Source organism: Mesorhizobium sp. M0590, assembly GCF_040320905.1.
Lineage (GTDB): Bacteria > Pseudomonadota > Alphaproteobacteria > Rhizobiales > Rhizobiaceae > Mesorhizobium.
This window is the reverse complement of sequence record NZ_JAMYQN010000005.1, coordinates 211,984-224,557: the sequence shown is the minus strand read 5'-3', so window position 1 is coordinate 224,557 and position 12,574 is coordinate 211,984. Positions and strand designations below refer to the sequence as shown.

Sequence of the window (12,574 nt, the reverse complement as noted above, 5' to 3'; positions counted from 1 at the left end):
GTGCAGAGCACGGCGAATAAGCAACTGGCTGCGTGAGCGAAGCAGGTGACCTGCAACGAGAAACATGCCGCTTCCCACTTGACTCATACATATCCCGGTGGTTATACATCGACCAATAGCCGAAGGGTTATCGATCCCAATGCCAAACGCTCACGATGTGCTCTTCAGAACGCTTGCCGATCCGACTCGGCGCGCTATTTTTGAGCGGCTGTGTCGCGAAGGAGAGCAGACGGTCGGGGCTCTGACGGCTCAGGCCGGGATCTCGCAACCGGCCGTGTCAAAACATCTCGGCGTTTTGAGGCAGGCCGGGCTCGTGCGCGACCGCCATGCAGGGCGACAGACCCATTATAGCGCGCAGCTTGCTGCGCTTGCCCCCCTGATTGACTGGACAAGCCAGATGACCGGGTTCTGGCAGAGCCGGTTCGACGACCTCGAAGACCTGCTCAAAAGGATGGACCAGTGAACGAAATGGCGACCGAAACGCTCTCCGTCGTTGTCGAACGGGAAATCGCTTATCCGCCCGAGAAGATCTGGCGCGCGCTCACGCAACCACACTTGATCGAGGAGTGGCTCATGAAAAATGACTTCAAACCTGTCGCGGACCACCGTTTCAATTTTCACGCAGACTGGGGCGCTGTCGAATGTCAGGTGCAGACGGTCGAGCCGAACAGAACACTGACTTACACGTGGGATACCAAGGATCTCAAGAGTGTCGTCTCCTGGACCCTCACCCCCACGAGCACCGGAGCCCGCTTGCGCATGGAACAGTCGGGCTTCCGGCCGGATCAGCAGCCTTACTTCCGGGGTGCCAAAGTCGGCTGGCCGAGGTTCTTTGACGATCTGGAGCAGGTTCTGGCGCGGACGGACTGAGATCCGCTGGGCTATCCAAGCAAGGGCTCTGTTACAGAGCGACATCACGAGGCGATAATGGAGGCAAGCCAATGAAGATCAAGTTGGCCAAAGTATACGTGGACGACCAGGAAAAGGCACTGGGCTTTTACACCGAAACGCTCGGCTTTACCAAGAAGGCCGATTTCAGCAATGGGCCGTTTCGCTGGCTGACCGTCGCATCACCCGACGAGCCGGACGGTGCCGAGCTGCAACTCGCGCTCAATGACAACCCGGCGGCCAAGGCCTACCAGCAAGCCATTTTCCAGCAGGGCCAGCCCGCGGTCATGTTCTTCACCGATAACGTCAAGGGCGACTACGAGCGCATAAAAGCGCGCGGCGCCGAGTTCACGATGCCGCCGACCGAAGTAACCGGCTCGACCATCGCCCAGCTGAACGACAACTGCGGCAACCTCGTTCAAATCACCCAACTGGCGCGCTGGTAAAGCATGCGCTCAGTGGCGTGGCTGCCCGGCGGGAGTCGCCAAACGGGCCGCCCGATCCGCTTCGTCTTCAGAGGAGGTCTCAATGGATTGGAACAAATGGGTTCGGCAGATCCACCGCTGGCTGTCGATTATCTTTGCGGCGGTCGTCGCCGCCATCTTCATCAGCCTGGGAGTAGGCAAGGAGCCCGCCTACTGGGTATACCTCTTGCCGCTGTTTCCACTCGGCTTGCTCCTGCTTACCGGTCTGTACATGTTCGTGCTGCCTTACGCTCCCAAGTGGCGCAACGCAGGGGGCGCCGGCGCATTGGAGTGAACGCATGGCCAACAAGACGTCCATCAAGTCAGCGGCGGTCGCGAAGAAGCCCGCCGCCAAGCCTGCAGCCGCCAAGCCGGTCCTCCTCGCAGGCGGCAACCCGCAGATCCCGAAGGGTGATGGTGACGCTCCTGTGCAGGCCTACATCGCGGCCATGCCGGGCTGGAAACGCGACGTCGGCCGCCGCCTCGACGCACTCATCGAGCGCAACGTTCCCAACCTGCGCAAGGCCGTCAAATGGAACTCGCCCTTCTATGGCGTAGAGGGTCAAGGCTGGTTCCTCAACTTCCATTGCTTCACAAAGTACATCAAGCTGGCTTTCTTCCGCGGCACGTCGCTGCATCCTGTCCCTCCAGGCGAGTCCAAGCACAAGGACGTGCGCTACTTCGACATCCGCGAGGACGACCAGCTCGACGAAGCTCAACTCACCGACTGGGTAAAGCAAGCCAGCCAGTTGCCTGGCGAGCGAATGTGAGTGGAATGCCAGTCATTCCCGCAAACCCGGTGCCGACTAGCGGTATTCATGTGACGGGCGAGCGGCAACAACCCTAGGGAAAGCGACAATGGTGATGAAGAGTGGCTCTATGGAAGGAAATGCAGAGAGCTCCCCCTCTCAGCTGATAGATGCGAGGATCAGTGAGCTGGGCGATTGGCGAGGCAAGACGCTTTCCCATGTCCGCGCTCTCGTCAAGCAGGCTGACCCGGAAGTGGTCGAGGAGTGGAAGTGGCGAGGCGTTCCGGTGTGGTCGCACGCCGGAATAATCTGCACCGGCGAGACCTACAACAACGTCGTGAAGGTGACCTTCGCAAAGGGCGCCTCCCTGCCGGATCCTTCAGGCCTGTTCAACTCCAGTCTCGAAGGCAACACCAGGCGCGCCATCGATATCCGTGAGGGCGAAGACATAGATGAGAATGCGTTCAAGGCGCTGATACGCGCTGCTGCCGCCCTGAACACGGCCCGATAGTCAGCTCCGGCCGATATGGTCGGCTAGCGGGCCGAGAGCAGCGAGCAAAGCTTCGCCGGTGGCTTGCGTCGCGTTCTCATGCGGCGCGCGCAGGTTCAGCCAGCGTCTGTCGCCGGCCCGTACCGCCAGCACTGCCTTCATCGCGGAGATGAGGCCGGCGTCCTGGATGATTTTGCGGAACGCCTTGATGGCGGCATCCGCGTCAGTAATGTCCTCTCCCGCGAGCGCTGCGTCGTAGAGGGCCCGGATCGCTGCGGCATTCAGATTGACCGTCGCCGAGATGCACCCCGCAGCACCGTTGGCGAGGCCTTTCGTCAGCTGTGCTTCCGAACTAGGGAACACCGCGACCCTTGGGGCTGCCGCAATGACCGCCGCGGTGTTGTTCCAATCGCCGGCGCTGTCCTTGTAAGCCACCACGACATCCGGAAACGCTTGGCTCAAGCGGGCGGTCAGCGCCGGGCTCACCGCTACGCCGGAATTCTGCGGGATGTGGTAGAGGATCATCCTCATCGCCGGGTTCGCCACCCGTTCGATCAGCTCGCCATAGTAGCGGGCCTGTCCGTTGTCGCCGGCGGCCGTATAGAAGAACGACGGCAGCACCATCACCCCGGCACAGCCGAGCCCGACGGCATGCGCCGTCAGCTCGACGGTCTCGGCAAGTGCTGTGACACCGGTGCCGGGCATCAGATGGCTTGGCGAAATGCCGGCCTCGACCAGCCACTCCAGCGCTTGCATGCGCTCGCGCAACGAGACGGACAACGCCTCGCCCGTGGTGCCGAACGGCGACAGGAAATGCGCTCCCTGATCCAGCACCCACTTGGCGTGTGATATCCAGAGGTCGCGGGCAATGCGGCCGTCGTTTTCGAACGGCGTCAGGATCGGTGCGATGGTTCCTTGTGGGCGGATCATGTGCGTCCTTCTAAAGCCGGCATCAAAAATGTCGAGCAAGCTACATGAAGCAATGTTGCTGAGTACCGGCCGTTCGACCTCGAAAGCAAGCGGCTCGCGCATAGGCGCGCGATTGTGATCGGGCGGCGGTTCTGAGGCTCTCGAGGTATATCCTTGTCACGGGATAACGTCGTCTGGCCGAAAGGGGGGTGACAAACGAGTTCTGCTGTTTCATCAATGCCGCCTTTTGAGGAGAAGCCCATGCGGAGGATTGGTGTCGGCATTATCGGCTGCGGCAACATTTCGGATGCCTATCTGAAGGCATCGCCACAATTCCCGGTGCTCGACATTGTCGGCGTCGCCGACATCAACCGGACGGCGGCCGAGGCCAAGGCAGCGGCCTACGGCCTGGCTGCCATGCCGGTCGACGCGCTGTTGGCCGATCCGCGCGTCGAGATCGTGCTCAACCTGACGACGCCGCAGCATCATGTGCCGGTCGGCTTGCAAGCTGTCGGGCAAGGCAAGCACGTCTATTCGGAGAAGCCGCTGGCAACGACGCTCAGCGACGCCGAGCGGCTGGTCGCGGCCGCGCGCGAAAAGGGCGTGCGCGTCGGCTGCGCACCCGACACCTTTCTTGGCGGCTCCCACCAGACGGCGCGGCGGCTGGTCGATGAGGATACGGCTGGGACCATTGTCGCCGGCTCTGCCTTCATGCAGGTGCCCGGCCACGAGCTCTGGCATCCCAATCCGGATTTCTACTATCAGCCCGGCGGTGGGCCGATGCTCGACATGGGACCGTACTATCTGACCTGCCTGGTCAATCTCCTGGGTCCGGTAAAATCCGTGACCGGGCAGGCGAAGTCATCCTACGCCACCCGCACCATCGGTTCTGGACCGCGCCAGGGCGAAACCATCCGGGTCGAGGTGCCGACCCATATTTCCGGCCTGCTCGCATTCGAGAATGGCGCCGCGGTCTCGATCACCACCAGCTTCGACGTCTGGAAGCATGAACACAATCACATCGAACTTTACCGAACCACGGGCTCGATGATCGTCTCCGATCCCAACCAGTTCCAGGGCGACATCAGGACCAACCAGCGCAAGGGCGACTGGACGGTGGCCGATCAGATCCATTCGTATGGCGACGGCAATTACCGGGGCCTCGGCCTTGCCGACATGGCGCAGGCGATCGTCTCGGGCAGGCAACACCGCGCCAGCCTCGATCTTTCCCTCCATGTCCTGGAAATCATGGAATCGATCATCTCTTCAGCAGAGATAGGCCAGTGTATCGATCTCAGATATGGCTGCGCCCGGCCGGCGCCGATGCGCGCCGACCTGCCTTTCGGAATTCTGGAATAGGGAATAATGCGATGAGCAAGACGGCACTGATTTTCTGGGGCGGCTGGGAAGGTCACACCCCGGCCCGAAGCGCCGAAATCGTCAAGGAGATGCTGGCTGGCAACGGCTTCGACGTGCAGCTGGAGCAGGGGACTTCGGCACTTGCCGATCCGCAGCTGGGCAAGCTCGATCTCATTGTCCCGGTGATCACCATGTCGACGATCGAAAAGCCGGAGCTGCAAAACCTGACCAGCGCCGTCGGGGCCGGCACCGGCCTTGCGGGCTTTCACGGCACCATGTGCGACAGCTTCCGCAACGAGCCGGAATACCAGTTCATGACCGGCGGCCAGTGGGTCGCCCATCCCGGCAACATCATCGACTATCACGTCGACATCACCAGGCCAGGCGATCCGGTTATGCAGGGCATCGACGGCTTCGCCTACCGTTCAGAGCAGTATTACATGCATGTCGATCCGACCAACGAGGTGCTGGCGACGACTACTTTCACCGGCGAGCATCTCGATTTCATCGCCGGCGTCGTCATGCCGGTTGTCTGGAAGCGCCGCTACGGCAAGGGCCGCGTCTTCTACAGCGCGCTCGGGCACACCGCCGACGAGTTCGCCGTGCCGCAAATGCGCACGATGTTCGAACGCGGCGCGATTTGGGCCAGCCGAAACTCGGACCTTGAATAGCCGTTCAATCTGAACGCCACGTATCGTTGTAATCTCTCATAGGGCGGCCGCCCGAACGCGGACACAGGCACAATTGACTGCCATGGTAGCATCCAATACACCAGCGGTCATCGGGAAATTCCGTAGCTGGAGGTCGAATGGAGCAGACGTGGCGATGGTTTGGTCCGAGCGACGCGGCAACGCTTGCCCACGCGAGGCAGGCCGGCGCAACCGGCATCGTGACGGCATTGCACGACATCCCTTACGGCGAAGTCTGGCCGATCGACGCCGTCAGGCAGCGCCAGGCGCTTATCGAGGCGGATCCGGCGATGGGCCTGAAATGGAGCGTCGTCGAGAGTGTGCCCGTGCACGAGGACATCAAGCTCGGCCGCGGCGATCTCGACCGGCTCTACGACAATTTCAGGCAGACCTTACGCAATCTCGGCGCCTGCGGTGTGCGCACGGTCTGCTACAACTTTATGCTGATCCTCGACTGGACCCGGACCGACCTGGCTGCGCCGCTGCCGGGCGGCGGACGGGCGCTCCGCATGAACATGCACGAGCTTGCCGCGTTCGATTGCTACATGCTGCGGCGCAAGGGATCGGAGCGCGACTATGCGTCCGATGTTCTCCAGCGGGCGAGCGAATGGTTCGAGACGACGCCGGGTGCGTCAAAAGAGCGTCTGCTTGCCAACATCATGGCCGGCCTGCCAGGCGCCTTCAAGCGCTACGACGTAGCGGAATTGCGCGAAGTGGTGGCCGAGCAGTCGAGCCTGTCGCACGACCGGCTGCGCGAGAACCTCATCCGTTTTCTCGAAAACGTGCTGCCGGCGGCCGAAGAGGCGGGCGTCATGTTGGCGATCCACCCGGACGATCCGCCGCGCGATCTCGTCGGCCCGTGCCGGATCGTCAAGAACGCCGACGACATCGCCCTTATCCTGGACGCCGTGCCATCGGCCCATAGCGGCCTCACCTTGTGCACGGGGTCGCTGGGCGCCAACCCGGCCAATGACGTGCCCGCCATCGCCAGCCGCTTTGCGCACAAGATAAACTTCGTGCATCTGCGCAACGTCAGCAAGGACCCGGACGGCTCGTTCATGGAATCCGAGCATCTGAGCGGCGATGTCAACATGGTCTCGGTGGTTTCGATCTTGCTCGACGAGCAGCAACGCCGCCGCGACGCCGGGGAACCGGCGGCGCTGCTGCCGTTTCGCCCGGATCATGGCCACGAGCTGATCGATGACGCCGCGCGGCACACCCATCCCGGCTACCCCGTGATCGGCCGTCTTCGCGGCCTTGCCGAATTGAGAGGCGTGATGACGGCGATTGCCCATCAGCGCGGCTACCGGCTGCAATGACGGCGCCCCGCCTGCTCTGCGTCGGCGCGCTCACCTACGACACGATCTTGCGCCTCGATGTCCTGCCCTCCGGCGCCGGCAAGTTCCTGCCAAGCGAGGCCGTGCAGATCGCGGCCGGCATGGCGGCAAGTGCCGCCGCGTCGGCCAGCCGCCAGGGCGGGCAGGTCTGGCTATGGGCAAGCGTCGGCGACGATGCTGTCGGCCGCGATGTCATCGGCCAGATGGAGGCGGAGCGGGTCGACTGTTCGCTGGTGCGCAGGGTTGAAGATGGCCGCTCGGCCATTGCCACGATCCTGGTCGATGCCGCCGGCGAGCGTATGATTGTGCCCTTCTACGATGCAGTCACGCAAGCCGATCCTGACCGTCTTCCGCCCGCGGATTTTTCCCGCTTCGACGCCGTGCTGGTTGATGTCCGCTGGCCCGGAGCCGCGGCCCTGGCGCTGGCGAAGGCTCGCGAGTGCGGCATCCCGGCGATCCTTGACGCCGATGTCGCGTCGCGACCGGTGCTCGACCGGCTGCTGCCGCTCGCCTCGCATGTCGTTGCTTCGCTGCCGGCGGCACGCATCCTTTGCGGTCCGGAGATATCCGCCGGTTCTGCCGTCGCCATTCTCGGCGAACGGACCGGCGCCTTCGTGGCGGTCACCGATGGCGCGAACGGCACCGTGTTCCGCTACTCGGGCAGCAATGACGTCCGTCATCTGCCGTCGCCGCGGGTCGAAGCCGTCGACACTCTGGCGGCAGGCGACGTGTTCCACGGCACCTTCGCTCTCGGCCTGGCCGAAGGTTGGGACGAAGAGCGGGCGATAGCAGTGGCCAGCGCCGCCGCCGCCCTGAAATGCCTGCGCTTTGGCGGACGTCTTGGCGCACCGACGCGCGCGGAAACGCTGGCTTTCATGCAAGGATCGACATGATGCCGAACCCGCTTGGGCCGGCTCGGTGGAAAGAGCACGTCAAGTGGCGGCCGTCGACTACCATGGCAGTTCCTGCGCAACTGTTCGAGGGAGGATAAATGGCTGAGTTCAAAAAACGCGCACTGGTCACGGGGGCGGCCATGGGCATCGGCCGTGCTGTCGCCGAAAGACTGGCCGAGCAAGGCGTCGACCTGATCCTGTTCGACCGGGCGGGCGATCAGCTGGATGAGGTCGCGGCGCAGCTTTCGGCGCGCGGCGTGACCGTGCACACCGTGCTCGGCTCGACCGCCGACACTGAGGCCTGCGGCCGCGCCGTCGAGCTTGCCCGGTCCGCGTTCGGCGGGCTCGACATGCTCTCCCACAATGCCGGCATCCAGCGTTACGGAACGGTGGAGACCACGGACGAGGCGCTTTGGGACGAGGTGATGAACGTCAACCTCAAGGCTGCCTACCTGCTCTCCCGCGCGGCGATGCCGCTGCTGCGGCAAAGCCGCGGCGCCATCGTCCATATGAGCTCGGTGCAGGGTCTGGCCAGCCAGGAAGGGGTTCTGGCCTACAGCACGGCCAAGCACGGCCTGATCGGCTTGGTCAAATCGATGGCCGTCGACTATGCGCCGCTCGGCGTGCGCGTCAATGCCGTCGCTCCGGGTGCGGTCGACACGCCGATGCTGCGGGATGCGGTCAAGCTCAACGATAAGCCCGACGAGATCCTGCGCATCCTCGACAATATGCATCCGCTCGGCCGTACCGCCCAGCCGCAAGAGATTGCCGCAGTCGTCGCCTTCCTGCTGTCCGACGATGCCTCCTTCGTCACCGGCGAGGTCGTACGCGTCGATGGCGGCCTGCTGGCGCGCATCGGCGGTTCTCCGCGCAAGGAATAACGTCGGCGCTGCTGCTTGCGCAGGCATTTCATGAACGGCTTGAAGCTGCAGAGCCAATAAGGGGTCGCCGATGGCAGGGCTTTTGGGAATGCGGACCATCACCGAGGGGCGGTTGGGCGAAACCGGCCCCGGCGTATCGGTCGCGGCGAGGACGTTCGAGGTTCTGCTCGACCAGATCCTGACCTTCCGCCTGAAGCCGCACGAGCTGATTTCTGAAAAGGCGATGTCGGAAGCCCTCGGCGTGAGCCGCACGCCGGTCAGGGAGGCGCTCGCCCGGCTGGCCGGTCTTGGCTTGATCGACATTTATCCGCAGCGCGGCAGCATGGTGGCGCCGCTCCGGATTGCCGATCTCGAGAAATCGCAGTTCCTGCGCGAAGCGCTCGAAGTCGGCCTGATCAAGCGCGCGGTCGAGAGCCCGCGCCGTGCTGACCTGCTTGCCGTGCTAAAAGGCGAACTGGCCGTCCAGGAGACGTTCGCCTCCATCGCGGACGACAGGCGCTTCTTCAAGTCGGACGAGCTGTTCCACCAGCATATCGCCAGTCATGCCGGGTTTCCCGGAATCTGGGCCGACATCAGCGCGGCGAAGCTGCACATGGACCGCTTCCGCTTCCTGTCTTTTCCGCGCCTCGACAGCATGTCGGTGGTCCTCGGCCAGCATCGGCGGATTGTCGATGCGCTTGAGCAGGCCGACGCGTTTGCGGCGGAAGAGGCGATGCGAACGCATCTTCGCCGCATCTTCGAGGTGCTCGAAATCGTCCAGGAGCGCTATCCCTATTATTTCGCGGCAAACGGCAGTGTGAGCCTGCTTTCGGCCGGCTCAATCCAAGCCTGAGCCTTTCTTGCGCGCTTCCGAAGGCGTCTTGGTCTTGCTGCCGGATTTGTCGGAAGCTGGCTCGGCTTTGCGATCTTGACCCTCGCCGCCTTGCTCCTTGCGGAGCTGATTTTCCACTACCGATCGCGATCCTTCCGCCGGGTCTTGTTCAGGATGAGTATCGGTTCCCGTCATGTCGGCTCCTATCCATTTTGATCAATTGCGTGCGGCGTGGGCTGACCTCCGCCGCCGGTTCTGTCGCGCCCGATCATCAGCCAGGCGGCGAACAGCACGACCAGTACGACCACGATCCAGGCGACGAAACGAGGCATCGGCCTCATGTCCCTCGCCGCCGCTTGCTGCCGCGTGCCTCCGGATCGGAGCCGGCCTCGACCGTTGGATCGGGCACGACCGGGCCGCGTTCGGCCTCGGAACCCTCAGCTTCGATCTCCTGCACGGCCTGATCCCAGTGCTCGCGCTCGCGTCCTTGCGGACGGCCTTCGCGCTCCCAGATCTCATGGGCTCGCTGCCTGATACGCTCTTCCCTATCCATGGCCTTTGCCTCCTCAGCCCCTAATCCGGCGATCGCTGGTTTGTTCCGCGGTGCCAGCGCCGTTCATCGCGGTTCAGTTGACCTGATCACCCAGCGCTCTAGATCAAACTTCGCGCCGAAGTCGCTTGGTGCGGGGAGAACAATCGTGTGGCAGCAACGCTACAAGCACGTATTGTAAATGCCGTTACAGCCGTCGGTCTTCGACCAGACCGCCCGTGCTTGCTGCTGATAATATTTGTATTGACGGCATGCTCGCCTTCCGACCAGGTCGAGCAGCAGTCGAAAACCGCGGCTTCCGCCACACAGACTGCATCGCTGGTCCTGGAGAGCTGGATCGCTGGGGGAGCCCCGTCGGAATACACGTCGCGCACTTTGCAATCGGCCGGCAAGGCGCTCGCCGATGCCGGTGCGCAAATCCAGTCCGCCAAGTCGCCTGAGCCCAGCGGGCAAGCCGGTCTGACGATGGCGGTTGGACGGCTTTCGGCAGCGGTAATTCGCGCGGCGACGGCCGTGCAGAACGGCAACCGCTCGGAAGTGGAACACGCGCAGCAGGATCTGCGGGCCGCCGCCGCCGATCTGAGCACGTCCTACGCGAAATATTTCGCGCCGAAATCATGAAGAAGCTGCTCGAAATATCGCTCGGCGTCGTCACCAGCGTTGGCGGCTTTCTTGAGGTCGGATCAGTGGCGACCGCCGCTCAGGCCGGCGCGGCGTTCAGGTTTCAGCTGATATGGGCCGTCGTCCTGGGCACGTTCTGCATCATCTTCCTGGTCGAAATGGCCGGACGCTTCGCCGCAGTTAGCCATCACACCATCGCCGACGGGATCCGGGAACGGTTTGGCTTCAACGCCTTTCTGTGGCCGTTGCTTGCGACCTTGCTGGTCAACTTCCTGGTCATGGCAGCCGAAATCGGCGGTGTTGCCATTGCGCTCGAGCTCGCCACCGGCATCGGCTTTCAGTGGTGGGCGCTGCCGGTCGCTTTTCTGGCATGGCTGTTCCTTTGGAAAGGCACGTTCGGATTCATCGAAAAAGGCGTCGCGATCCTCGGGCTGGTCACGCTGTGCTTCGTGGTTGGCGCAGTCATGCTGAAGCCCGATTGGGAGCAGGTCGCGGCCGGGGCCGTGCCCACACTGCCGGATCACGACGCGGCCAACTACTGGTTCATGGCGGTCAGCATTCTTGGTGCGTCGATCTCGCCCTATCTGTTCATGTTCTATTCGTCGGGAGCGATCGAGGACGAGTGGGACAAGAGCTATCTCGGAGCCAATCGGGCCATTGCCGGCCTGGGCATGAGTTTTGGCGGCACAATCGCTATCGGTGTGCTGATTGTGGCGGCGCTCGTGCTGGCCGCGCACGGCATAGAGCAGGTCGATGACTACCACCAACTGCCACTGATGCTGATTCCGATCTTCGGTTTCTGGGGATTTGTCCTGTTCGTTGCTTCACTAGGCATTGCCTGCTTCGGTGCCGCGCTCGAAATCGGCCTGCAGCAAGCCTACCTTGTGGCGCAGGGTTTCGGCTGGACTTGGGGCGAGAACCTGAAACCGCGCGACGACCCGGGTTTCAGCACCGTCTATACGATCTTGTTGGTTCTCGCCGCCATTCCGATCGCACTGGGCCTCGATCCGCTGAAGCTCACCATCTTTTCCATGGCGCTGACGGCCGCCAGCCTGCCGCTGACCGTGGTGCCGTTCCTCTTCCTGCTGAATGACGAGCGTTATGTCGGCGAGCACCGCAATGGCATGATAGCGAATGCCGCGGTCATCTTCATCATCGCGCTCGGTTTCGTGCTCGCGATCGTGACCATTCCTTTGCAGATATTCGGAGGCACGTGATGAAGTTGCTGCGCGACATCCTGGACAAGCAAGTAGTCGACCGCGAGCAGGTCAAGATCGGCAAGGTCGACGGGCTGGTGGCCGAGCTCAGGCCAGGCGAGCCGCCTAAAATCGTTGCGGTCGAGCTCGGCTCGATCACGCTGGGGCGTCGGCTTGGCGAGCGACCCGGGCGCTGGATGGCGCGGGTTGCGGCAAGGCTCGGCGGCAAGCGCCATGCCGAGCCGCACCGCATCGCCTGGAACAAGGTGCGCGACATCGGCGTCGACATCGAGTTCGATATCGACGTCCGCGAAACGGCGATTTTCGACTGGCAGGACTGGCTGCGCGATCATGTCATTGGGCGTATTCCGGGAGCTGGATGATGGCCACCGTCAATCTTGAGCAATTGGCTGGCAGGAATGTGCTTTCGCACGGCAAAAGCATCGGCCGTATCGAGGAGATACGCGCCGAACCGGATGACGACGACCTGGTGGTTACCGAGTACCATGTCGGCATCTACGCGGCCTTCGAGCGTCTGTCCGCTTCGGCTATCGGCATTGCGGTCCTCGACGTCTTTCGATTGCGCAGTCGCGACAGCGTGTACCGCATTCCCTGGGACAAGCTCGACATCTCCGACCCGGCGCGGCCGCGGTTGTTATGCACGACGGAAGAACTTTCCGGTATGAAGGGGAGTATCGAGGGCGATAAACCGGAATGAACGATACTTTCCCGCCGTC

Annotated in this window: 20 protein-coding genes; 16 read left to right on the top strand and 4 right to left on the bottom strand. The window is 62.9% G+C overall.

Annotated elements, in window-relative coordinates; genetic code table 11:
- Nucleotides 1–139 precede the first annotated feature (139 nt).
- The 6 genes from NKI52_RS11470 (at nucleotide 140) to NKI52_RS11445 (ending at nucleotide 2,612) form a co-directional block, all read left to right on the top strand.
- Entirely contained in the window at nucleotides 140–463 is a 324-nt protein-coding gene (locus NKI52_RS11470) for an ArsR/SmtB family transcription factor (protein WP_023716560.1), read from the top strand.
- Nucleotides 460–870 carry an SRPBCC family protein gene (locus NKI52_RS11465; protein ID WP_352578799.1) on the top strand — a complete coding sequence of 137 codons (411 nt, stop codon included), beginning with the start codon at nucleotides 460–462 and terminating at the stop codon, nucleotides 868–870. Before NKI52_RS11470 ends, NKI52_RS11465 begins: the two co-directional genes overlap by 4 nt.
- A 71-nt stretch (nucleotides 871–941) precedes the next feature.
- The gene (locus NKI52_RS11460; RefSeq protein WP_352451012.1) at nucleotides 942–1,334 is read left to right on the top strand and encodes a VOC family protein; all 393 of its coding nucleotides are present in this window, start codon (nucleotides 942–944) and stop codon (nucleotides 1,332–1,334) included.
- A gap of 82 nt (nucleotides 1,335–1,416) precedes the next feature.
- Nucleotides 1,417–1,647 carry a hypothetical protein gene (locus NKI52_RS11455; RefSeq protein ID WP_352578800.1) on the top strand — a complete coding sequence of 77 codons (231 nt, stop codon included), beginning with the start codon at nucleotides 1,417–1,419 and terminating at the stop codon, nucleotides 1,645–1,647.
- Nucleotides 1,648–1,651: 4 nt separating this feature from the next.
- Nucleotides 1,652–2,122, top strand: a complete 471-nt coding sequence (locus NKI52_RS11450; RefSeq protein ID WP_352691124.1) for a DUF1801 domain-containing protein — start codon at nucleotides 1,652–1,654, stop codon at nucleotides 2,120–2,122.
- 109 nt (nucleotides 2,123–2,231) lie between these two features.
- Nucleotides 2,232–2,612 (top strand): DUF1801 domain-containing protein, encoded by a 381-nt coding sequence (locus NKI52_RS11445; RefSeq protein WP_352457399.1) that lies wholly within the window; start codon nucleotides 2,232–2,234, stop codon nucleotides 2,610–2,612.
- On the opposite strand, the gene NKI52_RS11440 is transcribed toward NKI52_RS11445, so the two are convergent.
- Nucleotides 2,613–3,521 (bottom strand): dihydrodipicolinate synthase family protein, encoded by a 909-nt coding sequence (locus NKI52_RS11440; RefSeq protein WP_352698011.1) that lies wholly within the window; start codon nucleotides 3,519–3,521, stop codon nucleotides 2,613–2,615.
- 240 nt (nucleotides 3,522–3,761) lie between these two features.
- On the opposite strand from NKI52_RS11440, the gene NKI52_RS11435 reads away from it, so the two are divergent.
- From NKI52_RS11435 to NKI52_RS11410, 6 genes are all read left to right on the top strand, one after another.
- Complete coding sequence (locus NKI52_RS11435; RefSeq protein WP_352698009.1) at nucleotides 3,762–4,859, top strand: Gfo/Idh/MocA family protein; 1,098 nt, start codon at nucleotides 3,762–3,764, stop codon at nucleotides 4,857–4,859.
- Nucleotides 4,860–4,870: 11 nt separating this feature from the next.
- Nucleotides 4,871–5,530, top strand: a complete 660-nt coding sequence (locus NKI52_RS11430) for a ThuA domain-containing protein (RefSeq protein ID WP_352698007.1) — start codon at nucleotides 4,871–4,873, stop codon at nucleotides 5,528–5,530.
- 137 nt (nucleotides 5,531–5,667) lie between these two features.
- On the top strand, nucleotides 5,668–6,867 hold the full coding sequence (gene uxuA / locus NKI52_RS11425) for a mannonate dehydratase (protein ID WP_352698006.1): 1,200 nt from the start codon (nucleotides 5,668–5,670) through the stop codon (nucleotides 6,865–6,867).
- Complete coding sequence (locus NKI52_RS11420) at nucleotides 6,864–7,778, top strand: PfkB family carbohydrate kinase (protein WP_352680330.1); 915 nt, start codon at nucleotides 6,864–6,866, stop codon at nucleotides 7,776–7,778. Before uxuA ends, NKI52_RS11420 begins: the two co-directional genes overlap by 4 nt.
- A 98-nt stretch (nucleotides 7,779–7,876) precedes the next feature.
- The gene (locus tag NKI52_RS11415) at nucleotides 7,877–8,659 is read left to right on the top strand and encodes an SDR family NAD(P)-dependent oxidoreductase (protein WP_352457404.1); all 783 of its coding nucleotides are present in this window, start codon (nucleotides 7,877–7,879) and stop codon (nucleotides 8,657–8,659) included.
- A 70-nt stretch (nucleotides 8,660–8,729) separates the two neighbouring features.
- Nucleotides 8,730–9,491: a GntR family transcriptional regulator gene (locus NKI52_RS11410; RefSeq protein ID WP_352569222.1), complete on the top strand. Its 762-nt coding sequence runs from the start codon at nucleotides 8,730–8,732 to the stop codon at nucleotides 9,489–9,491.
- Here the strand turns inward: NKI52_RS11410 and NKI52_RS11405 are convergent.
- The 3 genes from NKI52_RS11405 to NKI52_RS11395 are packed head-to-tail and all read right to left on the bottom strand — an operon-like array spanning nucleotide 9,477 to nucleotide 10,023.
- Nucleotides 9,477–9,665 (bottom strand): hypothetical protein, encoded by a 189-nt coding sequence (locus NKI52_RS11405; RefSeq protein WP_156937321.1) that lies wholly within the window; start codon nucleotides 9,663–9,665, stop codon nucleotides 9,477–9,479. The two genes, NKI52_RS11410 and NKI52_RS11405, sit on opposite strands and share 15 nt — an antisense overlap.
- Before the next feature lie 8 nt (nucleotides 9,666–9,673).
- The gene (locus tag NKI52_RS11400) at nucleotides 9,674–9,802 is read right to left on the bottom strand and encodes a hypothetical protein (RefSeq protein ID WP_280952094.1); all 129 of its coding nucleotides are present in this window, start codon (nucleotides 9,800–9,802) and stop codon (nucleotides 9,674–9,676) included.
- Between the two features lie 5 nt (nucleotides 9,803–9,807).
- Entirely contained in the window at nucleotides 9,808–10,023 is a 216-nt protein-coding gene (locus NKI52_RS11395; protein ID WP_023676165.1) for a DUF2934 domain-containing protein, read from the bottom strand.
- Nucleotides 10,024–10,242: 219 nt separating this feature from the next.
- Between NKI52_RS11395 and NKI52_RS11390 the strand changes: the two genes are divergently transcribed.
- From NKI52_RS11390 to NKI52_RS11375, 4 genes are read left to right on the top strand one after another with little or no spacing between them, the layout of a single operon-like run.
- Nucleotides 10,243–10,641 (top strand): hypothetical protein, encoded by a 399-nt coding sequence (locus NKI52_RS11390; RefSeq protein ID WP_245274675.1) that lies wholly within the window; start codon nucleotides 10,243–10,245, stop codon nucleotides 10,639–10,641.
- A complete protein-coding gene (locus NKI52_RS11385; protein ID WP_023676163.1) occupies nucleotides 10,638–11,858 on the top strand; it encodes an NRAMP family divalent metal transporter in 1,221 nt (406 codons plus the stop codon). The genes NKI52_RS11390 and NKI52_RS11385 overlap by 4 nt, the downstream gene beginning before the upstream one ends.
- A complete protein-coding gene (locus NKI52_RS11380) occupies nucleotides 11,858–12,220 on the top strand; it encodes a hypothetical protein (RefSeq protein ID WP_023676162.1) in 363 nt (120 codons plus the stop codon). The genes NKI52_RS11385 and NKI52_RS11380 overlap by 1 nt, the downstream gene beginning before the upstream one ends.
- Nucleotides 12,217–12,555 carry a hypothetical protein gene (locus tag NKI52_RS11375; protein ID WP_352698004.1) on the top strand — a complete coding sequence of 113 codons (339 nt, stop codon included), beginning with the start codon at nucleotides 12,217–12,219 and terminating at the stop codon, nucleotides 12,553–12,555. Before NKI52_RS11380 ends, NKI52_RS11375 begins: the two co-directional genes overlap by 4 nt.
- The last annotated feature ends 19 nt before the right edge of the window (nucleotides 12,556–12,574 follow it).

What these genes read in the sequence shown, in the direction of transcription:
- NKI52_RS11470 (WP_023716560.1), top strand. Translation starts at nt 140, where the DNA reads ATGCCAAACGCTCACGATGTGCTCTTCAGAACGCTTGCCGATCCGACT.
- NKI52_RS11460 (WP_352451012.1), top strand. Translation starts at nt 942, where the DNA reads ATGAAGATCAAGTTGGCCAAAGTATACGTGGACGACCAGGAAAAGGCA.
- NKI52_RS11455 (WP_352578800.1), top strand. Translation starts at nt 1,417, where the DNA reads ATGGATTGGAACAAATGGGTTCGGCAGATCCACCGCTGGCTGTCGATT.
- NKI52_RS11450 (WP_352691124.1), top strand. Translation starts at nt 1,652, where the DNA reads ATGGCCAACAAGACGTCCATCAAGTCAGCGGCGGTCGCGAAGAAGCCC.
- NKI52_RS11445 (WP_352457399.1), top strand. Translation starts at nt 2,232, where the DNA reads ATGGAAGGAAATGCAGAGAGCTCCCCCTCTCAGCTGATAGATGCGAGG.
- NKI52_RS11440 (WP_352698011.1), bottom strand. Translation starts at nt 3,521, where the DNA reads ATGATCCGCCCACAAGGAACCATCGCACCGATCCTGACGCCGTTCGAA.
- NKI52_RS11435 (WP_352698009.1), top strand. Translation starts at nt 3,762, where the DNA reads ATGCGGAGGATTGGTGTCGGCATTATCGGCTGCGGCAACATTTCGGAT.
- NKI52_RS11430 (WP_352698007.1), top strand. Translation starts at nt 4,871, where the DNA reads ATGAGCAAGACGGCACTGATTTTCTGGGGCGGCTGGGAAGGTCACACC.
- uxuA (WP_352698006.1), top strand. Translation starts at nt 5,668, where the DNA reads ATGGAGCAGACGTGGCGATGGTTTGGTCCGAGCGACGCGGCAACGCTT.
- NKI52_RS11420 (WP_352680330.1), top strand. Translation starts at nt 6,864, where the DNA reads ATGACGGCGCCCCGCCTGCTCTGCGTCGGCGCGCTCACCTACGACACG.
- NKI52_RS11415 (WP_352457404.1), top strand. Translation starts at nt 7,877, where the DNA reads ATGGCTGAGTTCAAAAAACGCGCACTGGTCACGGGGGCGGCCATGGGC.
- NKI52_RS11410 (WP_352569222.1), top strand. Translation starts at nt 8,730, where the DNA reads ATGGCAGGGCTTTTGGGAATGCGGACCATCACCGAGGGGCGGTTGGGC.
- NKI52_RS11405 (WP_156937321.1), bottom strand. Translation starts at nt 9,665, where the DNA reads ATGACGGGAACCGATACTCATCCTGAACAAGACCCGGCGGAAGGATCG.
- NKI52_RS11400 (WP_280952094.1), bottom strand. Translation starts at nt 9,802, where the DNA reads ATGCCTCGTTTCGTCGCCTGGATCGTGGTCGTACTGGTCGTGCTGTTC.
- NKI52_RS11395 (WP_023676165.1), bottom strand. Translation starts at nt 10,023, where the DNA reads ATGGATAGGGAAGAGCGTATCAGGCAGCGAGCCCATGAGATCTGGGAG.
- NKI52_RS11385 (WP_023676163.1), top strand. Translation starts at nt 10,638, where the DNA reads ATGAAGAAGCTGCTCGAAATATCGCTCGGCGTCGTCACCAGCGTTGGC.
- NKI52_RS11380 (WP_023676162.1), top strand. Translation starts at nt 11,858, where the DNA reads ATGAAGTTGCTGCGCGACATCCTGGACAAGCAAGTAGTCGACCGCGAG.
- NKI52_RS11375 (WP_352698004.1), top strand. Translation starts at nt 12,217, where the DNA reads ATGATGGCCACCGTCAATCTTGAGCAATTGGCTGGCAGGAATGTGCTT.